The organism is Aminobacter sp. Y103A, from assembly GCF_030294925.1.
In the GTDB taxonomy this organism is placed as follows: Bacteria; Pseudomonadota; Alphaproteobacteria; order Rhizobiales; family Rhizobiaceae; genus Aminobacter; species Aminobacter ciceronei.
On record NZ_AP017986.1, the window covers coordinates 1,032,420 to 1,056,877 of the forward strand.

Below are 24,458 nucleotides of genomic sequence, written 5' to 3' on the forward strand. Positions count from 1 at the left end.
AATTACGTAAGAGATTGTTAGATTTCGGCTGTTTTCTCCCAAAAATTGGGCGCAAATGGAGGAAATGTACAGGTTGGAACAATTTTTATTCGGAAGAGTTGCTCCGCGTGCGGCGTAGGGCCTGGCGGGTGAAGGTCAACGCGGAAAGCCTTCCGTTCGCGTCTGGTAGAGTGCTTGCGGAGGGGCTGGCCGAGCACAGACGGCAAGGATCGAGCGACATTCGCTGACGTTGCTGGCAAACTTGCAGGGTATTCTGTGAGGAGAAGGAAGTGGTGCCAGACGCGGAATCCAAGTAGAGGAAATTTGAATTCGTTTTCAATCGCCTCGGCATGGAGCAATAGCAGCGCGGACCAACAAAAATACCAACAAAATATTTCTGTGGATTGGTTCGGTTCCCGAATAATGCCCTATCCATCCATGACACCGCATCAAGGTCGCGGTGCCGTTTCCTCCAATAGCGGGACGAGGAAAGAGCAGCAAATATCCTCCTATTATGCTGGCATGGGTCGACCACCCGGAATTGGAGAACTGCAATCAGGTAGTCGGTATCCCAGGTCGCGAGTTTTCGCTTTCCCTTGATGGATTGTTTTCCGGACATGGCTCGGATGAGGTTGAGGGCGAGGTGGCGGACCATGGCCATGTTTGTGGCGCCGTGGCTGCGGCGCAGGCGGGACTGATCATCCTTGAATTGGACATCGAGAACCCAGCGTAGCCCGTTCTCGATCCCCAATGGGGCGGCCTCGGCGAAAGTTTTTGCGGTGAGGATGCGAGAGGAGATGTAGCATCGCCGCTCGACCCTGACCTCGGCGCTGGTCTCGATGTGGGTCTCGACCATGTCGATGGGGCTGGGGCCTTTGAAGCGCAACTCAGGGCGCCGCGTTAGCACAACGTCTCGCACGCCACGCCGTCGCCGTCCCGATCCAGCTTCCGGCCCCAAGGGCAGTTGCTGAGATACCATTGGGCTTCCTCACAGGAGCCGATCTGCGAACAGGTCCGCCGTGGCTGGCACGAATAGCTCTGCGCGACCTGTTGGCGGCTGATGCCGAGCGGCTGGCTCGACGGAGCCGCGCCGTCTGCATGCTCCGTGCGCCAATCCCACGGCGACTGAAACTTGCCGACCCAAATGCCGACTTTCGACGCCTCGGCCGTCGCCTGCTTCTCTGCGTAGGTGCCGTGGCTGTAGCGGGGCCAATCCAGCGCCTGGCCGTGCTCGACCATCCAGGCGGCAACGCTGGCGCCATCGGCGCGCCGGCAGTCGCCGATATAGCGATGATAGCGGTCCCAGGTCACGAAGGTGCATTGCACCGGCTTCGAGGCTGCCAGGAAGCCGAAGCGCGGCGGCCGATCGCCGCCCGCAAGGATAGTCGGCCCCGCTCGCATTTTTACAAAGCTGCTGGCTCTCCGGCGCGTCGATGCCGTTGAAGCGGATGCGCTGGCCGTGGATTTCGATCGTGTCGCCGTCGATGACGGATGCCACGCCGGCAATCGTCGCCAGGCCCGCGCTGGTCCAATTCGGCAGATGGAGCTCGGGCATGTGGTCGCTGTGTTGCATGGCCGTTTGCGCAGCCAGAGCGCCAGCCGCGGCCACTGTCACCAAGATCAGGCGCCTTTGCACCACGCCAAGTGGCCTCCGGCGAGGCGATCGCATTCTACGCAGCATGCTAGTTCGCCTCATGTCCGGTGCGGCCGCCCGGTTTCGCTTCGGCGGCACGTTCACCACAAGCCCGGCCTAGGCTGTCAACCCCATTGCGCAGATCGCATGGATGATTGCCAGAGTCCCCGCCGCCACCTTGGCGCGCACCTTGGCCTGGCGATGTCAGCGGGATTCCGCGAAAGGCCTGGATGACTCCAGCTGTTCGCTGGCCGTCGCCCTCGATATGCGTGTTCTGATTGTTCGGGTTGAACGGGTCGACTGTCTGGGCGAGACTATTGGCGCGATTGGCGTCGCCGGCAGAGAGCGTCACGCTGTCATAGTGATTGAGATAATCCGATGCGCAGCCGCTCAATGCCAGAACGATGCCAAGGCAGATCGCCAGGTTCCACTGCATGGCCCCTAGACCGGCGCCGGGTTTATGCCGGCGGCTCTCAGTTGCGCACCAAGCTTCGCTCGAGTCCCACACGCGGCCTTGTCGCCGGCGACGCACTTGTTATTCGCGTCTGACCAGTCCAGCAGCGCCGTATTGATCCAGCTGCCAGGTGCGCGCTGGATCCCATAGGGTGTCGGTGGCGCGCCACCAGCAACGGCTGGAGCTGCCGTGGCACCCTGGCCATGCGGGGCACGCTTCCACCCGCTTAGGATGAGGCAGTTCTTCATATACTGGTCTTCGGCAGCCAAGTTGCCGAGGGCATTGCCGATTCCGGCCCCCGCAACAAAGCCCGGGGACCCGATAGCAATATAGCCTTGGTCAACCGACCCCTTATGCATTTCGCATTGAGCGTGGGCGACGTCGAAACTAGGCCCGTAGCCTATTTGCATGTAGTCGGCTTGATTGCTTGTTTGACAGCCGCCCAGCGCTGCCGTGGCACCAAGTGCCACAAATGCTTTTATTCTCATCCCCCAGCCCTCCCAAGGCCGAGTTAGCATCTCCTAAAGTTGAATTTGGTGCAAGAGTGATGAACAAATCTGGTAAATTCCCCCTGCTGGCAGTTCGTAGACTTCCCTCTTACGACGGATATACCCCGTTATTTTATCCATCATTCCGTGGGATTGAAGATGCGAAACAGCGAATTGGCGCAACGGCTATGCAAGGGCTGGACCCCATGGGCAAAGGGTCCAGGCGACCACGATATTGAGAAAATATGGTGGGCGGCCCGCGTGTTGCTGCATTTTCCGAAGCTGAACTTCTCGACATGGTTCGACGGCTCGGAAGTCGTCGGCACCTGGCATTGGGGATTTCGTCAGAAGCGGAATGCTTTTCCCTCTGACCCGATCGAGCATCTCTTACGGGATGTAGAGCTAAGGATTCCCCCTTACGTCCGCGACATGAGCCCGCAGAGTAGAGTGAACCCCTAGCATGGGGGGTGGGGGATTTTGTCCTCCTTCGGCGATCAACACTGCAATTTCGGCGGGAGGGGCTCGATCAAAGATGCCGAGACCGAGATTACGGCTTTTGAAGGCGTGCAGAATCGACGGGAAGGGTAGCTTCAGATCATGCGGCCGGCAGCATTCGCCATAGCGCCGATTTGATCCGCAGTTGCAAAGCTCGGCCTCCTTAAACTGGGTTAGCCGATAATAGGGATCAGCTTGGCCCAGTTCATCCAGCATCGCATACTGGCGTCCCGGCCACCGATCAAACACCACCAAATGAAGCTGGCGAAGCGCCCATACGCTATAAAGGTCCAGCAACGTGCACAAATCACTGCCTGGCGACCAAGCTTTATCGAGCATGGGGTGATAAGCGCACACCGAGCCGTCAGGGAAATTGGTATGTCGCGGGCCGATCCATTCGACCTGCCCATCTTGCTGCCAGAACGCCCATCCACGCGGCTCGACCGCTGGCGTTTCTGGTAGGGCAATAAGGAATATGGCTTCTCGCGATAAGCCATCTATCACTTGGCTGCGAGCGAGAAGCCATACTCCATGGTCATCGGGGAGGAGTGTTGCGCCGGGGTATGCCCGTTGCACATTCTCTAGCTGCCCGGCGTAGTTGCCGGCGAGGCTGATGCGTCTTTGCGACCGGGATCGATACTCGAGAAGTGAGCTGCGCAACACTTCCGATCCGAAGCATCTCGCGCGCTGGCGCTCGGAATGGCCCTGTCGGCCCGAGATGTGTCTCGCCTGGCAGCCGCCGCCTCAAACCATCGTTGATTTGCAGATCCTTGGCGCGCTGTGCAATTTGGCGGACCATGTATCGATCAATGGAGCGGATCAGCTTGCTTCTAATGGCCGCCGTATGCTTTTCGGGCGTCGCACCTGATTTCCTTCAAAAAGAGATGCAAGAAGCGTTCGATCCGGCACTGACCCTTAAGCGGGGGCTGGTTTGAGCCGATGCCGGACCGAACTGTCAGGGCAACGCCGGCTTTCTGGTGGGGCATTGCGACCACGTCGCGGCTAAAACGTGGCGATAATGTGATACGGAATCACCGATTCCAACACGCACTTCGAAAATGTGACCTAGACGTTTGGGAAACGGCGCAGCGCAGCTGGTCGGCGGGGCAGGGGGCCATCAGCCGCTCCGCGGTCAAGACCTTGTCGCGATTGTGAATGAAATCACGCCGGAGTCGCGGTCGGCCCACTTAGATGACATCGTCGCGATGGCGGTCGCCACGCCACTGTGCCAGCTTTGCCAGGAGCTGATTAGGCTGATGGCCCGGGCCATCAGCACCGGCACCGCGGGGACGCCGGGGCAGACATTCTGCCGTTCGATATCATCTACCGGAGCTATATGAAACTGATGGAATTCTATCATGAGCGCAGAGTTTCCTTTCGCGAATGAAAGAAAGCTCGATTGACTCTCCCGCCCCATTCCGGTCTCGTGAATCAACGTGCGGTTGCGGCGTGCAGAAGTCAGTCGACGGTCGCGATTCATGAAAGGAAACCCATGGCAAGGCATCGCTCCGCTGTGCACTCGACCACGTTGCGGCGCCCCGACTTACGGCCAGGGCGTTTTTCGCGCTTGCCCGTGACCAGTCAAAATCCGCAACCAAGCGGTGGATCCGGCTTTCAACGCCGCCGACAAGGACGTGCTCGGGGCGTCCGACAACATGAAAGTGTCGTTCATCGGCGTACCCGTTCGCGTCGATGCGAACGTCGTGGGCACGCCGACCATCGACCGCATTCTGGACAACAAATCAGGTTCCCTCCTCGATTACGACCTCCGCCTCCTCACCACAATCGCCAATTTGGTTGGGCAGACAGTGAAGCTGCATCGCATGTTCCTGGCAGCGGGAGCGTCAATCGGCTGAAACGACTTTGACTGCTGCCACGGACAGTGTTTTCCGCAACGCCGTGGAAGAGCGGACCGGGCACCAAGGTGCTGCAACTGGGGCCGATGATGCCAGACAAGGCCGGCCACGCGGCCGACTGAGGCTGCTCCTTGGGCCGCCGCTACGGTCCCGTCCGTCGTCAGGGACCAGGCACCGCTGGCGCCTGCCAGCGCAGCCTCTCTAAAGGTACGAGTATGTCAAATCGCGAGCGTGTCATCGCGGCCGTGGAGAGATGGCTCGGTGCAGGCAAAGGCGGCGCCTGCTTGGACTGACGCCGCGCCAGATTGGATACACGCTGAGGAAATACGGCATCAGATCAAGCGTCCTTGAAAGGCTGACCGAGGCAAATATCAGGGACAAATCAAGCGTTGGTGGTTGGCGGAGCCTTGGCCCGATGACGAGTGGATGCGGACTGAGCGTCGGGCCAATCCGACCCGGGAGGACAGCCCGCCCGACCTCGCGGGGTCAATGTGCTGACAACGGCGGTGTGAATGCACTGTTGGTCGGCCATGTGCTCAGACCATCAGTTCATCCCGGATTCCCTCTGCGACTGAAACGGAGAAAAACATGTCCGATGCAAAACTTCAGAGTGTGCTGTCGTCTCTTTCGCAAGTGGCGAGACAGTTAGATGCTCTGCCATCCGATACACCAGCGCCGGATTCAAGTTGGGTAAAACTAAACACGAATGAGAACCCCTTCCCGCTTCCGGAAATCATAATGCAAAGTGCGATTGCAGCTCTCGAACGGCAGTATCTATATCCAGAAGACGATAACATCAGCTTGAGAGAAGCAGCCGCGAATGCCTACAGCGTCTCCATGGATCAGGTGATCGCCGGCAACGGATCGTCTGAACTGCTTGGACTTGTCTACAGAGCATTCCTTACCCCGGGGGATAGCGTGGCGATGATGTCGCCAGGCTTTTCGTTCAACCGCAAACTTGCAACGTTGCAGGGTGCTCAATTTGTCGAAATCGAATTTAGCAAAGATCATTCCTTGCCGATGGAGCAATTGCTCTTCGGTCCTGCAAAGGACGCCAAGTTCATTCTGCTAGCCAATCCGAACAATCCGACTGGAACGTTCGTTCCGGTGGCCGATATCGAACGCCTGGTAGCGAAATCGGACCGCTTGATCGTGCTGGATGAGGCCTACGTCGACTTTGCACCCGAGAATGGTCTACGCCTCATCAATCGCTATTCGAACCTTCTGGTCTTAAGGACATTTTCGAAAAGCTATGCTGCCGCCGGCATTCGCGTCGGTTTCGGTTTCGGTCACCCTGAAATTATCGGCAGGCTACGCAACATCCAGAACGTCTTCAACATGAATGTGATCGGGCAGGCGGTTGGTATCAGCGTCCTTGCGCACCGCGCCGCCTATGCAGACAACCACAGACACATCAGGCATGAACGACGGCGAGTGACGCTCGCGCTGTCGCAACTTGGATTTTCCGTAATCCCTTCCCACGCAAACTTCTTGCTTGCCCGCGTGCCAACGGCACAGGACGGCTCATGGTGGCAATCAGCCTTCGCAAGGCAAAAAATACTTGTTGCCGTCTTTCCAGATAAAGGTTTGGAAAATTACATCCGCGTCAGCATCGGTACAAAAGAGCAAATGGATGCGTTTCTTCGTGCCGCTAGTCGTATTAGCAGAATATTGAATATGTCAACACCCCCGCATTAGGTTGCTAAGGCTCTGCTTTAGCATTTCGCAGCCAATAATCCGAGCGATTACACGAGCGAGAAATCTTTAAATTGCTTGGAATACGCAAGCAACCGGACTTTCTGCGTCAAAAATGGAGACAATATCATGGATAAGGCCTTTCCTTCAGGCCTAGCTGTCGGCATCTTCGATCATCTGGACGAGGACGGCCCCGATATCGCCCGACAGTACGAAGATCGCCTGATGTTAGCGGAGGCGTGCGATCACCTTGGGTTCTATGCATATCATCTCGCAGAGCACCATTGTACCCCACATGGGAGAGGTCCCTCACCGAATCTGTTCTTGTCGAGCGTAGCCCAGCGAACCCGGCGCCTTCGTGTCGGCCCGTTGGTAATGCTGCTTGCCCTCTATCATCCGCTACGTGCGTTCGAAGAGATCTGTATGCTGGACCAATTGAGCGGTGGCAGGCTCGAACTTGGGATAGGGCGCGGCTCGCTCCCGATCGAATTGGGTTACTTCGGGATTGGCTCGGACGCGGCGCCAAACCACTATGCGGAAGCCAGCGAAATTCTTATCAATGCGCTGAAGGGCGGCACGCTATCCTATCAAGGTCGCCATTTTGAGTTGAACAGCGTTCCGCTGACGCTAAGAACTCATCAGCGTCCACATCCGCCGACTTGGATCGCCACCAATCGACCGGAATCGGCAGTCTGGGCCGCTGCGAATGGCGTGAACATCGCGTGCGTGGGACCTTCCTCTTCCGTTCGAAGAATCACTGATGCCTTCCGTCGAGAGCAAACCAGTGAGGCGGACGACCAAACGCCATTTCTTGGATTGCTCCGAATGGTCGTGATTGGGCGTTCTGAAACAGATGCACGTTCACTCGCCGCACCTGCTTACGAACGGTGGCTCAAGAGCTTTAAATTCCTTTATGATCTTAATGGCATGCCGACTCCACCAAACCTGCCGCTGACCTTCGATGCAGCAATCGAGAAGGAATTGTGCGTAGTAGGAACGGCAGCTTCTGCGGGACAAGCTCTTCTTGAACAGCTGGAAGCGGCAGGTGCAAACTACCTCCTTTGTCAACCGGCGTTTGGGAATCTGTCGTTAGATGCTTCCCTATATACCGCAACGGCGATTCAATCCGCAATTATGGCTCGAGTTGGCTAACCCCGGTTCGAACGTTCGCTCACCCAACAACGTGCCAAGCGGCATGCGGTCGCTAGCGACGACTAGATGCGGGTTTCGGATGACCCATCAACCGGTTGGCACAGAGACATGCGGCTTCCTCCTCAAAGCGGCGTGTTGTTGATAGGCGAAAGCGACCGTGTATGCCGCATTCTCACCCCTCGGATAGGGCCTTCATGTCCTAGGAGTAGACCCACGATCGCCTGCCAGACTTGATCGGAGCGTTGGATACGTTCGGCCCGATCAGCTTTTCGGCCCGAGGTCCTTCGATCCGGCAAGCGCATCGAAAACATATTGCTTGCCTTGGCGCACGCTCGCTTCCAGCGACGCTCCAAGAGCAAGCGAGGCGGCGACTGCGCTGGCCATCATGCAACCCGTTCCGCGCATCCCTCGCGGCAAGCGGGGCGCCTCGAACCGAACTGCAGGTTGGTTCGGCTGCAAAAGCACGTCGACGCAACGGGTTCCTTGTGCATGGCCGCCCTTGACGAGTACGGCGGTCCTCACCGTCCTCGATAGCTCTTCAGCCTGACGACAAGCCCCTTCTTCGTCCGCGGCCGGTGACGAGCCGGTAAACGCAGCCAGCTCGACCAGGTTAGGCGTTACAAGCCGGCAGATCGGCATCAGATCGTGGCGCAGCATATTAATGGCATCGTCCGCCAGCAGATTGCGTCCCGAGGTAGAGGCCAGGACCGGGTCGAGTACCACAGGCACTTGGCGGTTGACCAAAACAGCGCCGACTGCCTCAACAGCCGCCGATGTCCCAATCATGCCTATCTTGACGGCCGCGACAGCGTTGGCAGCGAACGCGGCGCGCATCTGAGCGGCGACAAGCTCCGACGGCACAAGCTTGACGTGCTCGACAGCCGAGTGCGTCTGGACTGTCACGGCGGTGATGGCAAGACAACTTCGCACCCCGAAGGCGGAAACCGTTTCTATATCGCGGGCAATTCCAGCTCCACCGCTGGAGTCCGACCCGCCAACGACAAGCACATGCGGTTCTCGCCTCAGCGCCATCGCTCCGTCTTTTCGATCCATTCTCGTGTGCGCGCTTCGGGATCGGCATTCAGCGTGATGTCGGTCACGACGGCCGCGCTGTCCACGCCAGCCGCAAAGACACCGTCGAGCCGGTCAGGATTGAGGCCTCCAATGGCGACCAATGGGACAGGTGCGACCCGGCGCTTCCACTCGCGGATTCGTTCGAGCCCTTGCGGCGCCCATTTCATCTTCTTCAGGATGGTTGGGTAGATGGGACCGAGCGCGATGTAGTCGGGCTCGGCAAACAAGGCCGTCTCCAGTTCGACATGATCATGCGTGCTCAGCCCGAGCCTGACGCCGGCTGCCCGTATCCGCGCGCGGTCGGCGGTCTGCAAATCCTCCTGGCCGAGATGGACGAAGTTGCAGCCTTCCTCGATTGCCAGGCGCCAATGGTCATTGACGATGAGCTGGCTTTGGTGCTCGGCGCACAAGGCCGTTGCCTTCCGGATTTCCGCGCGCAACCCGGCCTCATCCTTGGTCTTGATACGCAGCTGCACCAGCTTGACGCCGAGCGGCAGCAGCCGTTCGATCCAGGCTGCGCTGTCGACGATTAGGTAGAACGGATCGAGCTTCATGAGAAAACCGCCCTGCCGAATATCGGCGTCGACGGCACGGCGACCTCGCGTGGCTCGAGCAATCCTGAACTGAAGGCTTCGCGACCGGCATCGACCGCCTTGCCGAACGCACGCGCCATGCCGACCGGATCGGCCGCCCTGGCGACCGCCGTGTTCAGGAGCACGGCGTCGAAACCGAGCTCCATGACCGTTGCGGCGTGTGACGGTCGCCCGAGGCCTGCATCCACGATCAGCGGGACGTCAGGGAAATGTCCGCGCATCGAGCGCAGTGCCGTCATGTTGACCGGTCCGAGGGCGGAACCGATCGGCGCGCACCACGGCATCAAGACCCTGCAGCCCGCCTCCAGCAGCCGTTCGGCCACGACAAGGTCGTCGGTGGTATAGGGGAATACCGAAAAGCCATCTTCGCACAGGATGCGGGCGCCTTCGACCAGGCCGAACACGTCTGGCTGCAGCGTGTCGTGGTTGCCGATCACCTCGAGCTTGATCCAGCTCGTCCCGAACACTTCGCGCGCCATCCTCGCGGTCGTGACCGCTTCCTTGACCGAATGGCAGCCGGCAGTATTGGGCAGGATTTTCGTGCCGAGTGAGCGGATCAGCGACCAGAATCTTTCGCCGGCCCTGCCGCCTGCCATCTCCCGCCGCAAGGAGACGGTCACCACCGACGTCCCCGACGCCTTCACCGCGTCGGCGAGGATGGCCGGCGACGGATACTGAGCCGTGCCGAGAAGCAGGCGGGAGGGAAGTGGCGTCCCGAAAAGCTCCAGCATGCTAGCCTCCCTGCATGGGCGAGAGGATTTCGATCCGGTCGCCGTCGCTCAACTGGAATTCTGCCCGCCGGGCTTTGTGCACGACGTCGCTGTTGACGGCCGTCGCCAGCCAATCGCCCTCATAGTCGAGCGCCGCAAGCAGCGCCGCCAGGGTTGTTGCCGGGGTCTCAAGCGGTTCGCCGTTGACGATCAGTTTCATGTGCAGAGTCCATAGCTTCGTGCTGCCTGAAGACAATTTCGGCCGCCCGGCGCGCCATGGCAGGCGCCAGCAGAAAGCCATGACGATAGAGGCCGTTGATCGCGACGGTGTCTCCGCCCGTTTCGACGCGCGGCAGGTTGTCTGGAAAGGCCGGACGAACGCCGACGCCGGTTTCGAGGACCTCAGCCTCGCCAAAGGCCGGATGGAGGGCATAGGCGGCGCCCAGAAGCTCCATCATCGAACGCGCCGTGACCGGTCCCCCGGATTGGCTTTCGATCATCGTCGCCCCAACCATGAAATGGTGGTCGGCACGCGGCACCACATAGAGCGGAAAGCGCGGATGAAGCAGACGGACCGGGCGCGACAGCGAGACATCAGGCGTACGCAGGATCAGCATTTCGCCGCGAACGCCGCGCAACCCATCGTCTTCTGCCGCCATCCCCGTGCAGTCGATCCGGCGATCGAATCCGGAAATGTGCCGGGCATCGGCACCGAAGCGGAATTCGACGCCCATCGCCGCCAGCCTGTTATGCAGTGCAGCCATCGCCCGGCGCGGGTCGAGATGGGCTTCGTCGGGGAAGAACAGCGCACGGCGGAAACGACCGGAGAGGTCCGGCTCGAGCTGTGCGATTTCGTTTTCATCGAAAGGCCTGTACCCCGACGTGCGACTGGCAAACCGGTCGAGCTCGCCCGCATCGCGCGGCGCGGCCACGACCAGTGTTCCGGCCCGCGTCACCTGCCCGGGCGTTGCCGTATCCCACCAGTCGGCGGCGTCGCGTCCGAGATCGAGCACCGGCTGCTCGGCGCTTTCACGCTCGCACCATGGCGCCAACATGCCGCCCGCGAACCACGACGCATTGCCGCCGAGGCTAAGTCTCGTCTCGGCAACCGTCACCGCCGCGCCGCGGATGGCGAGTTCGAAGGCCGCGGTGAGGCCGGCGACGCCGGCCCCTTTGATCAACACCTTCATGACAGCTCATGCGCCTCCGGCATGAGTGGTGCGCCGCTCTCTTCCGCTGGCACGTAGAGATCGCCGCCCTCGCGGTATTTCGCCGCCATCGCCGCCATGCCCTCTTTCTGTGCCTCGGCGCGGATGTCGTGGGATATTCGCATGGAGCAGAATTTCGGCCCGCACATCGAGCAGAAATGCGCCAGCTTGTGCGCCTCCTTGGGCAAGGTCTGGTCGTGGAAGGACCGCGCGGTTTCAGGGTCGAGCGACAGGTTGAACTGGTCCTCCCAGCGGAACTCGAAGCGCGCGCGGGAAAGGGCGTCATCCCTGACTTTCGCCGCCGGATGGCCCTTCGCGAGATCGGCGGCATGCGCAGCGATCTTATAGGTGATCACGCCGGTCTTGACGTCATTACGGTCGGGAAGCCCGAGATGTTCCTTCGGCGTGACGTAGCAGAGCATAGCCGTGCCGAACCAGCCGATCATTGCCGCGCCTATGCCTGAGGTGATGTGGTCGTAGCCCGGCGCGATGTCGGTGGTGAGCGGTCCAAGCGTATAGAACGGCGCCTCGCCGCAGACGGCGAGCTGCTTGTCCATGTTCTGCTTGATCTTGTGCATCGGCACATGCCCGGGCCCCTCGATCATCACCTGGCAGTCCTTGGCCCAGGCGATCTGTGTCAGCTCTCCGAGCGTTTCCAACTCAGCGAACTGCGCCGCGTCGTTGGCGTCGGCGATCGAGCCCGGACGAAGCCCGTCGCCGAGCGAGAACGACACGTCGTAAGCGCGACAGATGTCGCAGATCTCGGCGAAGTGCTCGTAGAGGAAGCTCTCCCGGTGATGGTGCAGGCACCATTTGGCCATGATCGAGCCGCCGCGCGAGACGATACCAGTGACCCGATCGACGGTCATCGGGATGTAGTGCAGCCGCGCGCCGGCGTGGATGGTGAAATAGTCGACGCCCTGTTCGGCCTGTTCGATCAGCGTGTCGCGATAGACCTCCCAGGTCAGGTCCTCGGCGATGCCGCCGACCTTTTCCAGCGCCTGGTAAAGCGGCACCGTCCCGATCGGCACCGGCGCATTGCGCACGATCCATTCGCGGATGTTGTGAATGTTGCGGCCCGTCGACAGGTCCATCACCGTATCGGCGCCCCAGCGGATCGCCCACACCATCTTCTCGACCTCTTCGGCCATCGACGAGGTGACGGCGGAGTTGCCGATATTGGCGTTGATCTTGACCAGGAAATTGCGGCCGATGATCATCGGCTCGCTCTCGGGATGATTGATGTTGGCGGGAATGATCGCCCGCCCGCGCGCCACTTCGTCACGCACGAATTCCGGGGTGACGAAGTCGGGGATCGCCGCGCCGAAGGCCTCGCCGTCGCGCTCAAGCTTGCCGCGCAGCATCTCGCGGCCCAGATTCTCGCGGATCGCGACGAACTCCATTTCGGGCGTGACGATGCCGGCGCGCGCATAGGCAAGCTGGGTCACCGCCTTGCCCGCTTTGGCCCTGAGCGGCTGGTTGCGAATGGGAAATTCCGGCGTCAGGCGCTCACCCACCGCGAATCCATTGTCTTCCGGCCGGACATGGCGGCCGTCATAGGCTTCGACATCGCCGCGCGCGGTAATCCATTCATGGCGAAGCCGGGCGAGGCCCTTTTCAATGCTGGTTTCGACTGTCGGGTCGGTATAGGGGCCTGATGGATCGTAGACGATGACGGGCGGCTCGCCGGCCGTTGGATGAACGGAGATTTCGCGCATCGGCACCCTGATCTGCGGGTGGAGGACGCCGGATTTGTGGATTTTCCGCGAGGCGGGCAGTGGTCCCGTCGACACGGCGGGGGTGAGGGCATTCATCGTGAGGCTCCTTTGCTCATGCATTGGAGACCCAGTTCTGTGCCGGAAGGATGAAAAGACGCTTCTGCCGACCTGCCGAAACAGGACCTCGGGCGTAAACTCCCGCAAAGCGCTTGCACCGTCCCTACGCCAGTATGAACTGGATCAGGTTCAACGGGTCACTGCGCCGCGAAAGCCAGCAGTATCTCAGCCCCTTGCCGGGACTCCCCTGGTGAATGCATCGAATTGAACGGCCCTTCGCTATTTTGTCAAGCGCATTCGTCCCGCAGCGGTGATCGGCGACCAAACAAACCCAGCGGAAAAGCATGGTAGTATCGAGAGCAAGTCACGCTCCAGAGGAGCGGTGAAGCGCCCCCAATAAGGCGAGCCCTCATGCGGATTTCGGTGCCTTTTCCAGCACGGTGTTTTCGGGGCTTTCCGGAACGACGCTGCTGCCGCCCAGTTGGGTGAGATTGCTATAGAGGTCTGTCTTGCTCATCGTCGGCAATCCTTCCCCTTCGGCTAGACGCCCCGTTTGTTTCCCCAGAGCAGAACATGAAGCTGCGGCAGTACACGCGCCTCGAACCACATGTCACGGGTCACTTTTTCAACCAGCCATTCCATGCGCCTCATCACACCGGCCATGTCGATGAACGCGTCTTCGTTGCCGGGACGCGGCGGCGTGTGATTGCCGGGCTGCAGATAGACGGGTAATTGCGGGTAGCGCGCCGCGGCGTCTTTGGCATAGGCATAGTCATCTTCGTCGAAGACGACGAGCTTGAGCGCCGTCTGCGGCTTATCCTGCGCCGCCTCTAAGCAGGCGTCGAACGCGGCCCAATCTGTCGTCATTTCACTTGAGGGCGGCTTGGGGCTGAGTACCAGCACGTCGAGATCCGCGAACCATTGCTTAGACACCGAACCTTGGGTTTCCAATGCAAAACGGTAGCCCTCACCATGCCCGCGGTCGATCAACTGGCCAAGCGGCTGGATGGCCGGATTGCCGCCCGACAGCGATACCATCACGGGCTGACCGCCGGAAAGTGCAATGACCTTTTGCCAAACCGCGTCGGAAGACATCATCTCCCAATCATGGCGGAAGCGACGGTCCACCGCATGCAGGCTGTCGCACCAGGAACAGCGATAATCGCACCCGCCGGTTCTTACGAACACCGTCGGCAAGCCGATCAGCACGCCTTCGCCCTGAATGGTCGGCCCAAAAATCTCGCTCACCCGGATTCCGGGATGCAACGCGCAAGTCATGGTCGGTATTCCGCCCAGGTTTTCGGCGTCTCGCTCACCCGCACGGCGGAGGTTTCGGGTAGCCGCACCTTGCACCAGTCGTAGAAGTGCCTGGCCAGACATTCCGCTGTGGCATGGTCATGCCCCAGCACGTCGTTAAGATGCCGATGGTCGAACGTCCCATCGATGTAGTGCTTGAACGCCGCCAGATCTTGGTAGTCGCGCACAAAGCCGTGTTCGTCCAGTTCGCCACCTGAAAGCTCCACTACGACGATGTAGTTGTGGCCGTGCAGACGTGCGCACTGATGATCTGGTGGCAAGGAGGTGAGCTGATGCGAGGCCGAGAAGTGGAACTCTTTGGTAATGCGGAACATCACGCGCTCCTTGTCTGGATAGCGTGGAGCCAGAAGTCTGCGTCCTCATAATCTGTCGGGTCGGTGATGCCGGCCAGATCGAATGCTTCGCGCCGTTCGACGCATGTCCCGCAGCGACCGCAATGAAGTGCACCGCCCTTGTAGCAGGACCACGTCGCCTCGAACGGTGTGGCGTACTTTGCCCCCTCGCTGACGATGTCGGCCTTCGACATATTCACATACGGAGCGTACAGGCGGATATCGGCGTAGCCTGCGAGGGCATGGTTCTGCATCGTCTGAAAGGCGTCGATAAAAGCGGGCCGGCAATCGGGATAGATGAAATGATCTCCGCCGTGGACGGCAGTGGCCACCGCATCGGCCTTCTGCGCGGCGGCAACCCCGAAGGCGATGGCCAGCATGATGGCGTTCCTATTCGGCACCACCGTGATCCTCATGGAGTCTTCGGCATAGTGCCCGTCGGGCACGTCCACATTATCAGTCAGCGCCGAGCCGCTCAGGTTCCGGCCAACATCGCGGATATCGACGATCTGGTGCGGAACAGCCAGCCGCTTGGCGCAGATAGCGGCAAAGCCGAGTTCCTTTTTGTGCCTCTGGCCGTAATCGAACGAAAGCAGGCCAATGAGTTTCTGCTCGGTCGCCACCTTGTGAGCGAGCGAAACAGAGTCCAATCCGCCGGAGCAGATGACGAGGGCATTCATGGTTTGAATCCTTGTTTTGACCGGGTAAGGCTGCGACCGGAGATTTCTCTGCGTTCCCACTACTCCACGGAGCCGGTTTTGTGAATGGGGTGGACGCGATTGAGCGCACGTACCTTGTTGTCAGCGTCCCCAAGATGACTTGCACGCGACTTGTCGCGTATCTTCGACCGCTGGGGTGCTGACGCCGGCACTGCGTATATAGGCGTATAGATGATGCAGAAATCACTGCCGTGGCGCAGCAGCATTCCCGACACACCTTCGGCTTGTCCGGTTTGCCCCAGAACTTGACGTCCCGAGTTTCGGCGCTAACGCAAGGGTCGACCGGCAGTCCCAGGGAAAGGCTTCTGCCGCGTGCTTTGCCGTTTTCTGGTCTGCGCATAGATCGCCTCGAGCCGCCCGCGCTTCGTCATTGGTCAGAGCCGGGAATTCCTTTCCGAGGGCGCGGCTCGATAGGGGCCACCATTCTGGTTAAGGAAACGGAAGAGCAGATCGATCAGCCGCTTGGGCGTGTCGATAAAGGCATTCACCAGTTGCCGGAATTGATCGTAGCGCTGCAGAAAAGCTGTTTCGTAAGGAAGGTACCGTTCGATCGTCCGCCGAAGGCAGGCATAAAGAAATTCGGCGTGCGGGGTTGCATCGAAGTATCGGTAGAAATCCCCGGTGTCATTCAGCACCCGGACGTTGAATTGCGGCGTCGGTTCCCATTCGACCAATGGCAGAAGGCGCTTCGAATTGCTCTCCAGCACGCGCCTGTACTCGTCGATCTGGTCCAGGATCGCGGCCGAGACGGGAAACACCACTCCCGGCGATTGAAGCGGTGCATGGCAAGGACGTGGTGGATCAGGTAGCGGTGAATGCGGCCGTTTCCGTCCTCGAACGGATGGATGTAGACAAAGCCGAAGGCGAAGATTGCGGCGGCGACGACTGCATCAAGGTTTTGCGCTGGGCCTTGATCGAACGCAATCCAGAAACAACTTTCTGAAGGGCGTCGCAAGGCAAGACATTGTCGGCGCTGATCGTCGCCCCAACTGATCCAAGCATCGGTTCCTGCTTGGGTCCAGCGCCCTAGGCGACGCCATGGTCGGCGAGCGCTCTGGCTGACCTTAATCCATTACCCAAGAATCACAGGGTTCCATTGCGCTGATCGAGACGGCTTTCTAGCCCTATCCATGCCATGGATGCGTTCCATCCAAACAACCAAGTTTACGGACCTGTCATGATGCTGCATAGCGAAATACCGGCAGGCACCGATCGATCACTCCACTTCCTTGATCATTAGATGAGCCCGCCAAAAGATTCCATTAGAAGGAGAACTGTGGATGCCCCTGTGCCAGTGGATGCCCTGCTGTTCGGCGGAACTCTGAGGGGTCCTTACGCCACACCGTGTTGTAGAGACCGCATACCTGAACAGCAGGTGCCTGAGAACGATGGCGCTTGCAGTAGAAAGTACTAGCCCATTGCAACATTACCCCACCCTGCCTGTCCACTAGCAAAGCGAAATCATGAAATTCGGGTCAAGCGGCGTTCGAGGTTTGGCTTCGGAATTGGTCGGCAAGGCCAGCGGACTTTATACCGAAGCTTTCGCTTGGCGTTTGATTTCCAGCCGGGTTCAGCCGAATAGTTCAGTCTTCATAGGCCGCGACCTACGTGACAGCAGTCAGGCGATAGCCAACAATTGCATGGCGGCGTTGGCCGCAAATGGTTTCCAGCCGATCGATTGCGGCACCATACCCACGCCTGCCCTGGCACTATATGCATGCAAACACGGCGCGGCGGCTCTTATGGTCACCGGGTCGCACATTCCAGCCGATCGCAATGGCATCAAATTCTATGGCCCGAATGGTGAAATCAGCAAGGCGGATGAGGCCGCGATTACGCGCTTTGTAGCCGAAAGATCAATTGCGTATTGCTTACCAACGGCTTGTCTGGGAACGACGTGGCCTATGCACCGTGAAGAAGCGATCGCCTCTTATCGAGAGCGCGCCCATGACATGCTGGAGCCGGGCTCACTTTCCGGCATGAGACTTGGTGTCTATCAGCACAGTTCGGTCGCGGCGGAACTGTTGGTACAGGTTCTTCGATCGCTCGGTGCCAGCGTGGTCGCCGTCGGGAAAACCGGGACCTTCGTACCTGTCGATACCGAAGCCGTGGACGCAGCAACAATCGCAAAATTGAAGAAGTGGGTCCGCGAATTCGGTCTCGATGCCATCGTGTCGACCGATGCGGACGCTGATCGGCCACTCATCGCTGATGAAAATGGCGATCTTCTTCGCGGCGACCTGGTTGGGCTTGCAACGGCTCTTTTCCTGAAGGCAGACACGATCGTGACGCCAGTGACCTCCAATTCGGGAATTTCGAAGGCCTTGGGTTTCGCGGTCCAGAGGACGAAAGTCGGGTCTCCATTTGTCATTGAAGCAATGGAAGCATTACACGGCGCCGGCGGCGTCATCGTCGGCTTTGAGGCCAATGGTGGTGTTCTGCTGGGCTCGGATTGTGTCGTGAATGGGAAGACATTGACTGCACTGCCGACGCGGGACTCATTCCTCCCGATTTTGGCCGTGCTCAGTACCATGGCGTCGACAAAAAAGAAGCTGTCGCGACTGCGCGGGCTTTGGAATCTTCCTGTGTGCGCCAGTGATCGGCTTCAGAACTTCCCCGCGGAAAGTTCGCGCAGATTGATGGATCATCTCGCAAGCCGGAACGCACTGCAGCACTTTCTTGCCTCGTTCGGGACCGTCGCCGAAATTGACGAAACCGATGGCCTCAGGGCGCGGATGCTTTCAGGTGAGATCATACATCTGCGGCCTTCCGGCAATGCCCCGGAACTGCGCTGCTACTCGGAAGCTTCGACCGAGAGCAGGGCCATGGCGATCGTCGCCTCGACGCTGCAAGGGGCACATGCGTTCGCGCTTACAGACGAGATAGAGGACCTTTGATGAAAGTGGTTCCGGTCATCATCAGCGGTGGAGCTGGTTCGCGGCTCTGGCCCGCCTCAAGGCAATCGCACCCCAAACCTTTTCTCAAGGTGGCGGATGGACTTTCGCTCATCCAGCACACCGTGTTGCGCGCCGCTTCGATGCAGCATGTCGTGGAGCTTGTTACCGTGACGTCCACGGGGCACCTCTTCCTTACGAAAGACGTTTTCGACGAGCTGGATTCCGTTGTTTTGCCACGCACCTTTCTGCTTGAGCCTGAGGGTCGGGATACCGCCGCCGCCGTCGCTGCGGCAACCGTCCATGCCAAGGCAACACAGGGTCCCGATGCTGTTCTGTGTGTTTTTCCCGCCGACCATATGATTGGTGATCTGCCCGCATTTCAAACCGCCATGAACCGGGCAATCGAACAGGCGCTGCAGGGGCGTATCGCAACCTTGGGGATAACCCCGGATAGGCCAGACACCGCATTCGGCTACATCGAGGCCGACGGTGAGAAAGTTGTCCGTTTCGTCGAGAAACCGAACGCCGAGACTGCCAAATCTTATGTCGCGTCCAAACGTTTCTTCTGGAACGCCGGCATCTTCTGCTTCAAGGCGCAGGTCATGCTCGACGAAATGGCTGCGCATTGCCCGCAGGTGATCGATGCCGTTCTCGATAGCTATGATAATGCTCGCGTCAGCCACGGCGAACATGTTGCCAGCGTCGAACTCTCATCTGAGCACTTCGCCATGGCGCCGCGTATTTCACTCGACCATGCGGTGATGGAAAAAACCCACAATCTCGCTGTCGTTCCCTGCGAAATGGGGTGGAACGACATTGGATCTTGGAACGCAATGGCCGAACTGGTCGCCGCTGACGGGAGCGGCAACAGGATTCGCGGCGATGTCCATGTGGTCGACACCGTGGGCAGTTACATAAGCTCGGACAAACGCGTCATCGGCACCGTCGGCATCAGCGACCTGGTGATCGTGGATTCCCCCGATGCATTGCTGGTTGCATCCCGCGATCGCGTCCAGGACGTCAAGAAACTCTTCGAGGGACTCAAGGCTGCGGGACATGAAGCGCACTTGCTTCACAGTACCGTGCACCGGCCCTGGGGCACCTACACGGTTCTGGAGGAAAGCGAGCGCTTCAAGATCAAGCGCATCGAGGTGAAGCCGGGCGGACGCTTGAGCCTGCAGATGCACCATCACCGCTCCGAGCACTGGGTCGTGGTCAGCGGCACTGCGAAAATAGTCAACGGCGACCAGGAGCTACTCCTGACCACTAATCAATCCACCTATATCCCTTGCGGCCACAAACACCGGCTCGAAAACCCCGGCAATATCGGACTGGTGATGATCGAGGTCCAAAGCGGCGAGTATCTCGGCGAAGATGACATCGTGCGGCTTGAGGACGTATACGGTCGAACGTGACAGTCCAACGTCACATGCCCTACGGTGGCTGGCAGACCGAACCTGCGTCGGCATGTGGGCTGTCAGGCGACCGGCGGCTAGGCAAGGCGAGGCAAACCAGAACAGGTTTTATGAGTATGGCTAGTGAGCGATGTCGAAACGACAGGCTGGCCGAATTGTTGAGACGGCAGTTTTCCGGCGAGATTGTCAGACGACACTTGCGCATCCGATGTAACGGCATGCGCTGCTACAGCCGCTCGAGTTGCGGAAGGTGATCGGCAATATCAGTCGATCAGATGCGCGATAAGGTTCGTTGCCATGTACGGCAGGCGCGACATGAGCGGCCTGGCACTCTGACGGGGGTAGGCCAGCATGCGCCGGGCCTGACTGGCGGGGGCTCGCAAGAGAAACGCGGCACCGGCTGACGAAGATAATACGCTCCTGCGCGCCGGTGACGGACCGGGGCCATTAGGCGTAGGCGCATCGCTATCGCCATGCCACGTGGACAATCCTATTCGGGCTGGGCAGATGGACGGTAATTCCAGCTTTCGACGGCGTTGACTTCGTCGATGCAGACCGGCCCCGATGCACCGCAGTCCTCGCATTTCATCACAACGCGCGCCTCGTCCGTTTCATATGGCCTAACCTCGCAGCTTGTGCAGAACGGGCAAGGGATCGCTTTCATCGTGACGAATCTTCCTGATGGCCTCGGGTGGTTCCGCCGAAATCTTTCGCCTAAGCGCTCGACTTCGCAAGCGCTGATCGTTGTGCCGTAGTTCGGCGCCACCATCGGGTAGGGATATTTTGTCCACATGCCCTCGTACCATCAACGCGGCTAGCCGGTTCTCTCTATCCACAGATCTGGCCTCTCGTGCGGGCCAAGGTTACATCCGTGTCGCCCAGCATGAGGCCGATCTCCCGCAGAGCGAATCGATTCCGTAGAAATAAGAATTCTGCCACCGCCCCGCCGCCGTAAGGGTATTGATATACCCTTGGGATTTTGATCCGACCTGGCAGGCGGCGGGTAATCTTCAGAGGCCGACGTCAGGCAGCGTTCGGGATACCCGAGATTTCATCGAAGATACTCTCAGCCAAGCCAAGCGCCCGAGCGATCCGATCGCGATAGCCCTTGTCGAAACAATGGCCAGATTCGATCAGCCCGACCTCCTCGACTGTCAGACCGCTGGTCACGGCAATGTCCTCGGTCGAATAGCCAAGATGTTCCCGATATGCCTGAATTACGGGTTTTCCGTTTGAGATTGCGGTAAGCACTGCCTCGGGCAGCGCGAAAGGCGTTGCGGTCATTTTGCCTCCAAATGCAGAGAACGGCCATTCGATGACTCGAAACAAGCGGCGGCCGATGTTGAAATAGGATGCCGAAACGGCCCGAGCCGGCGGCATCCAAAAATGCGATCACTCTCGAACGTGTGAGAGGCGCTACGTTAATATGGCGGCCGCCGCCGTTTAGATCAAGAACCTTGGCTCGCTTTACGAGGATTGCTCCAGTGGCCACAATTCGACGACACAGTGCGCAGCGCCGTCATCACGCTCACATCGATGATTGCGCGGCCGCTTTAACGCGCCGTCGGCTTGCGGCGCGATTGAGGAGCCGCGATCTGGCGGTCGGGCACTAGGCGCACCAGCTCGCGGACCAGCGTCAAAGTATCTGCGGGGACTGTCTAGCGATGCTTGCCGGCGGCGTTCATCTTGAGCTTTAATACCGTGTGGTCCCCTCCCGCCCATGCAGGAGGCCGGGTGCCCATCGGACAAGACGCTGAGGGACCAACATCTCTCTGTTTCAGCCCGACTGTTGGCTGTCAGATCCGCGACACCGGAGTAGGGCTGCGCTTTGCTGCGAATTCCTTCAACCTATTGAATGATGACCAGAAAATCCCCGGAGGTTCCTTCTGCTCAGTTGGCACGACTTTTGATGCTTCTCGAGAGGCGACAGGAGATACCGACTGGCGTTCATCGTGGGTGATATCGCGCAATGCAACGAAGGAAGACAATATGTCAGGTCCGCGTCAGAATCGATTTTATTCAAAGAGGATTGCCGCCTTTAGCGCAAGGCGTTCACGAACCGCATATCAACAATGGCTTCCGTGCAAAACGCAGGGAGATCACTTGTGAAAATCCTATTCACTACGGTGGCTGTCGCGTTGCCGGCCATCGCTTTTGCTGCGCAAACGATCCCCGTATACCTCAGAGAAACAGCACGGGCCACCTTCAAGCCTCTACCATCCATCACGCCGACAGTCGCCAACAACCCGATCACACCGGAGAAGATAGCCCTAGGCAAGGCAATGTTCTTCGATCCACGCGTCTCGGCGTCAGGCGTCTTGTCGTGCAATTCGTGCCACAACTTGGCCACCGGGGGCGACGACAATCAAGAAAGCTCGATCGGCCATGGTTGGCAGAAGGGACCGCGCAACGCGCCGACGGTACTGAACGCTGTCTTCAACATAGCGCAGTTCTGGGATGGTCGTGCTGAAGACCTGAAGGTTCAGGCCAAGGCACCGATCCAAGCCGTTGTCGAAATGGCCAACACACCAGGTCAACTCATCGCCACGCTCAAGTCGATGCCGCAATATGTCGAGTGGTTCAATTCAGCTTTCCCGGGCGAAGCCGATCGCGTCACCTTCGAAAACGTCGCCAAGGCAATCGAAGCCTTTGAGGCGACACTGGTCACACCGGCGCCCTTCGATGCCTTCCTCAACGGCGATGACGCCGCTATGACTTCCGAACAGAAACAGGGCCTGACGCTTTTCATGGACAAAGGCTGCTCGTCCTGCCACGGCGGTATCAACGTGGGTGGGGAGGGCTATTCCCCATTCGGCCTCGTTGAAAAGCCCAACACCGATGTCCTGCCGGAAAACGACAAAGGCCGATTTGCCGTGACCCATGAAGCCGACGATTCCTATGTTTTCCGCGTGGCGCCGTTGCGCAACGTAGCACTCACCGCGCCATACTTTCATTCGGGCAAGGTTTGGGATCTGAAACAGGCCGTCGCCATTATGGGGACCACCCAGCTCGGCCAAGAATTGACGGAAAAAGAAGTCGACCTGCTCGTTGCCTTCCTTAATTCGCTGACCGGAAAAGTACCGGAGGTCGCCTATCCCGTCTTACCCGCCGAAACGCCGACAACGCCTCGACCTGTATTGCATATCCTCCCGCAATGATTGGCCGGAGCTGGCTAGCGAAGGTCGCAATCACGAATGATTGCGACCTTCACTGGGACGAGACGATCATGACTTCCGGCGAGGCCTATCCAACTGGAAAGCTAGGGGGACTTTCATTTCCGAATTCAATTGAAACGCTAAATGAAAACCTGACCCGTCGACGCCCACTTGCGTCACGACAGCATGACCCGCCTTGCCGGCCACGTCGATCAGACGCTCCGACTAGCCGACTGTGTCGTGATGTGTCGTTACATGTACCCCCTACCCCCGCTTTAGATCCGCTGACAAGCTCGCAACCACCTGATCGAGCCATCGCGGACAATATTCCGCGAGCCGCTGGCGTGCGCCCAGCAGAAACCGGATGCCTTCAGATCCACCCCTTCAAAACGTGCTCGATGGCGTTGCGACGCGCGAGCCGCTGTTCCAGCTCTGCAAACGCATCGATATGAAAACAAAGCTGCGGCCAGCCAGCGACGTGGCCCGAGCATTTGTCAATGCACACCGCAAGTGCCGCTTGCTCTCGGGCTATCTCATCCATATAGCTCGGCGCAACAGAGGAAGCGCCAGTTGTTCAGTCATCGTCAGCCGCGACCTCCTGTGCAATTCGTTCTAACAAGGAAGAAACTATGAGGCGGCAGACCCGACCGTTCACTGTGGAGGTCAAACAAAAGCGCAATTATCAAAAACGGGGCCATTCCATCTGGAGCGATGTCGATCTCTCCGCGGCTATAGCCGACACAACAAGGGAGCTCAAAGATATGGATCTGCCAAATCGTCGGCTGATTGACTCTAATGTCATAGCCCTTGATGCTGAACACGCCCACAAACCGCGAGCGGAGTATCTCATGGCAAATCCCCTAGAAGCTGAATCAGTAGAAGCTGCAACCGAACACGCTCCCAAAGGAAGGACGCCGGAAACGAAGAAGAAAACCCAACCTTCGCGGAAGGCCAAGACTGATCCTGGTCGCAAGAATGGCGCCAATGCGGCGTCCCCGGCGGAAGCAACAGCAACAGCAGCGGCCGTGCGGAGCGCCCGGAAGGTCTACTCCGGAAAAGAGCGCGCCCAAATGCTCGCTCAGGTCGAGACGTCGATCAGCGGCGGCACCACTCTCAAGAGCGCCGTAAAGCAGGCGGGTATATCGGAACAGACCTATTATCACTGGAAGAAGGCCGCGGCGCCTAGATCCGATGGCGACGATCTGAAGGACCTGGTCGCCCTCGAGAAAGAAAACAAGCGATTGAAGAGCCTGCTCGCGGAACGCCTACGCACAGAGAACGCGGAACTGAAGAGGAAGCTAGGACTGCAATAAGGCTTAAGATGCCGCCATTCGACCAGACGGTAGAACTGTGATCGAAGGCTCGCCGGCTGTCGGATGGACGGAGATTTTGCGCACCAGCACCCTGATCTGTCGCGGCCGAGACAGGACAAACCACTCCCGGCGGATTGAAGCGGCACATGGCAAGCACGTGTCAATCAGGGATCGGTGAACGCGGCCGAAGGCAAGGAT

22 protein-coding genes, 2 pseudogenes and 1 riboswitch are annotated in these 24,458 nt (G+C 59.2%); of the genes and pseudogenes, 7 read left to right on the forward strand and 17 right to left on the reverse strand.

Translation table 11 applies throughout. From position 1 onward, the window contains the following. Nucleotides 1-85: 85 nt before the first annotated feature. The 5 genes from Amn_RS05000 to Amn_RS05020 form a co-directional block, all read right to left on the reverse strand. Complete coding sequence (locus tag Amn_RS05000; protein ID WP_286294980.1) at nucleotides 86-835, reverse strand: hypothetical protein; 750 nt, start codon at nucleotides 833-835, stop codon at nucleotides 86-88. Nucleotides 836-879: 44 nt separating this feature from the next. After that, nucleotides 880-1,380, reverse strand: coding sequence for an excalibur calcium-binding domain-containing protein (locus Amn_RS05005; protein WP_286294981.1), 501 nt, complete (start codon nucleotides 1,378-1,380; stop codon nucleotides 880-882). Nucleotides 1,381-1,661: 281 nt separating this feature from the next. Then, complete coding sequence (locus Amn_RS05010) at nucleotides 1,662-2,048, reverse strand: hypothetical protein (protein ID WP_286294982.1); 387 nt, start codon at nucleotides 2,046-2,048, stop codon at nucleotides 1,662-1,664. A gap of 908 nt (nucleotides 2,049-2,956) precedes the next feature. Continuing rightward, nucleotides 2,957-3,709, reverse strand: a complete 753-nt coding sequence (locus tag Amn_RS05015; protein WP_286294984.1) for an SEC-C metal-binding domain-containing protein — start codon at nucleotides 3,707-3,709, stop codon at nucleotides 2,957-2,959. A gap of 472 nt (nucleotides 3,710-4,181) precedes the next feature. Further along, nucleotides 4,182-4,529: a hypothetical protein gene (locus Amn_RS05020; protein WP_286294986.1), complete on the reverse strand. Its 348-nt coding sequence runs from the start codon at nucleotides 4,527-4,529 to the stop codon at nucleotides 4,182-4,184. A 112-nt stretch (nucleotides 4,530-4,641) separates the two neighbouring features. Between Amn_RS05020 and Amn_RS05025 the strand changes: the two are divergent. The 3 genes and pseudogenes from Amn_RS05025 to Amn_RS05035 all read left to right on the forward strand — a co-directional run. Further along, nucleotides 4,642-4,878: pseudogene (locus Amn_RS05025) on the forward strand (GAF domain-containing protein); the annotation flags it as partial. A gap of 615 nt (nucleotides 4,879-5,493) precedes the next feature. After that, complete coding sequence (gene hisC, locus Amn_RS05030) at nucleotides 5,494-6,603, forward strand: histidinol-phosphate transaminase (RefSeq protein WP_286294987.1); 1,110 nt, start codon at nucleotides 5,494-5,496, stop codon at nucleotides 6,601-6,603. A gap of 126 nt (nucleotides 6,604-6,729) precedes the next feature. Further along, the gene (locus Amn_RS05035) at nucleotides 6,730-7,752 is read left to right on the forward strand and encodes an LLM class flavin-dependent oxidoreductase (RefSeq protein ID WP_286294988.1); all 1,023 of its coding nucleotides are present in this window, start codon (nucleotides 6,730-6,732) and stop codon (nucleotides 7,750-7,752) included. 261 nt (nucleotides 7,753-8,013) lie between these two features. Here the strand turns inward: Amn_RS05035 and Amn_RS05040 are convergent, their stop codons facing one another. The 11 genes and pseudogenes from Amn_RS05040 to Amn_RS32575 form a co-directional block, all read right to left on the reverse strand. Next, nucleotides 8,014-8,784, reverse strand: coding sequence for a hydroxymethylpyrimidine/phosphomethylpyrimidine kinase (locus tag Amn_RS05040; RefSeq protein WP_010913510.1), 771 nt, complete (start codon nucleotides 8,782-8,784; stop codon nucleotides 8,014-8,016). Beyond that, entirely contained in the window at nucleotides 8,775-9,380 is a 606-nt protein-coding gene (locus Amn_RS05045; protein ID WP_096453536.1) for a thiamine phosphate synthase, read from the reverse strand. The genes Amn_RS05040 and Amn_RS05045 overlap by 10 nt, the downstream gene beginning before the upstream one ends. Next, nucleotides 9,377-10,150, reverse strand: coding sequence for a thiazole synthase (locus Amn_RS05050; protein WP_286294996.1), 774 nt, complete (start codon nucleotides 10,148-10,150; stop codon nucleotides 9,377-9,379). The genes Amn_RS05045 and Amn_RS05050 overlap by 4 nt, the downstream gene beginning before the upstream one ends. A gap of 1 nt (nucleotide 10,151) precedes the next feature. Next, nucleotides 10,152-10,349 (reverse strand): sulfur carrier protein ThiS, encoded by a 198-nt coding sequence (thiS, locus tag Amn_RS05055; protein ID WP_286294998.1) that lies wholly within the window; start codon nucleotides 10,347-10,349, stop codon nucleotides 10,152-10,154. Further along, on the reverse strand, nucleotides 10,318-11,319 hold the full coding sequence (thiO, locus tag Amn_RS05060) for a glycine oxidase ThiO (RefSeq protein WP_286295000.1): 1,002 nt from the start codon (nucleotides 11,317-11,319) through the stop codon (nucleotides 10,318-10,320). The genes thiS and thiO overlap by 32 nt, the downstream gene beginning before the upstream one ends. Then, on the reverse strand, nucleotides 11,316-13,151 hold the full coding sequence (thiC, locus tag Amn_RS05065) for a phosphomethylpyrimidine synthase ThiC (RefSeq protein WP_286295001.1): 1,836 nt from the start codon (nucleotides 13,149-13,151) through the stop codon (nucleotides 11,316-11,318). Before thiC ends, thiO begins: the two co-directional genes overlap by 4 nt. Nucleotides 13,152-13,254: 103 nt before the next feature. Continuing rightward, nucleotides 13,255-13,371: riboswitch (TPP riboswitch) on the reverse strand. A 281-nt stretch (nucleotides 13,372-13,652) separates the two neighbouring features. Further along, nucleotides 13,653-14,390: a 7-carboxy-7-deazaguanine synthase QueE gene (queE, locus tag Amn_RS05070; RefSeq protein WP_202296411.1), complete on the reverse strand. Its 738-nt coding sequence runs from the start codon at nucleotides 14,388-14,390 to the stop codon at nucleotides 13,653-13,655. Then, nucleotides 14,387-14,743: a 6-carboxytetrahydropterin synthase QueD gene (gene queD, locus Amn_RS05075; protein WP_044548957.1), complete on the reverse strand. Its 357-nt coding sequence runs from the start codon at nucleotides 14,741-14,743 to the stop codon at nucleotides 14,387-14,389. Before queD ends, queE begins: the two co-directional genes overlap by 4 nt. Beyond that, nucleotides 14,743-15,441, reverse strand: a complete 699-nt coding sequence (gene queC / locus Amn_RS05080) for a 7-cyano-7-deazaguanine synthase QueC (protein ID WP_286295008.1) — start codon at nucleotides 15,439-15,441, stop codon at nucleotides 14,743-14,745. Before queC ends, queD begins: the two co-directional genes overlap by 1 nt. Nucleotides 15,442-15,854: 413 nt before the next feature. Next, on the reverse strand, nucleotides 15,855-16,241 hold the full coding sequence (locus Amn_RS32570; RefSeq protein ID WP_353622439.1) for a hypothetical protein: 387 nt from the start codon (nucleotides 16,239-16,241) through the stop codon (nucleotides 15,855-15,857). 80 nt (nucleotides 16,242-16,321) lie between these two features. Further along, nucleotides 16,322-16,435 (reverse strand): annotated as a pseudogene (locus Amn_RS32575) (hypothetical protein); the annotation flags it as partial. Between the two features lie 508 nt (nucleotides 16,436-16,943). Here Amn_RS32575 and Amn_RS05090 point away from each other — a divergent pair. Both Amn_RS05090 and Amn_RS05095 read left to right on the forward strand, forming a co-directional pair. Beyond that, on the forward strand, nucleotides 16,944-18,377 hold the full coding sequence (locus tag Amn_RS05090; protein ID WP_202296399.1) for a phosphomannomutase: 1,434 nt from the start codon (nucleotides 16,944-16,946) through the stop codon (nucleotides 18,375-18,377). Next, the gene (locus tag Amn_RS05095; RefSeq protein WP_010913522.1) at nucleotides 18,377-19,792 is read left to right on the forward strand and encodes a mannose-1-phosphate guanylyltransferase/mannose-6-phosphate isomerase; all 1,416 of its coding nucleotides are present in this window, start codon (nucleotides 18,377-18,379) and stop codon (nucleotides 19,790-19,792) included. Before Amn_RS05090 ends, Amn_RS05095 begins: the two co-directional genes overlap by 1 nt. Before the next feature lie 1,023 nt (nucleotides 19,793-20,815). Here Amn_RS05095 and Amn_RS05100 read toward each other — a convergent pair. Continuing rightward, nucleotides 20,816-21,076: a transcriptional regulator gene (locus Amn_RS05100; protein ID WP_006333988.1), complete on the reverse strand. Its 261-nt coding sequence runs from the start codon at nucleotides 21,074-21,076 to the stop codon at nucleotides 20,816-20,818. Nucleotides 21,077-21,864: 788 nt separating this feature from the next. Between Amn_RS05100 and Amn_RS05105 the strand changes: the two genes are divergently transcribed. Continuing rightward, nucleotides 21,865-22,950, forward strand: a complete 1,086-nt coding sequence (locus tag Amn_RS05105; RefSeq protein WP_010913525.1) for a cytochrome-c peroxidase — start codon at nucleotides 21,865-21,867, stop codon at nucleotides 22,948-22,950. Between the two features lie 626 nt (nucleotides 22,951-23,576). Next, nucleotides 23,577-24,260 (forward strand): transposase, encoded by a 684-nt coding sequence (locus Amn_RS05110; RefSeq protein WP_080511922.1) that lies wholly within the window; start codon nucleotides 23,577-23,579, stop codon nucleotides 24,258-24,260. The last annotated feature ends 198 nt before the right edge of the window (nucleotides 24,261-24,458 follow it).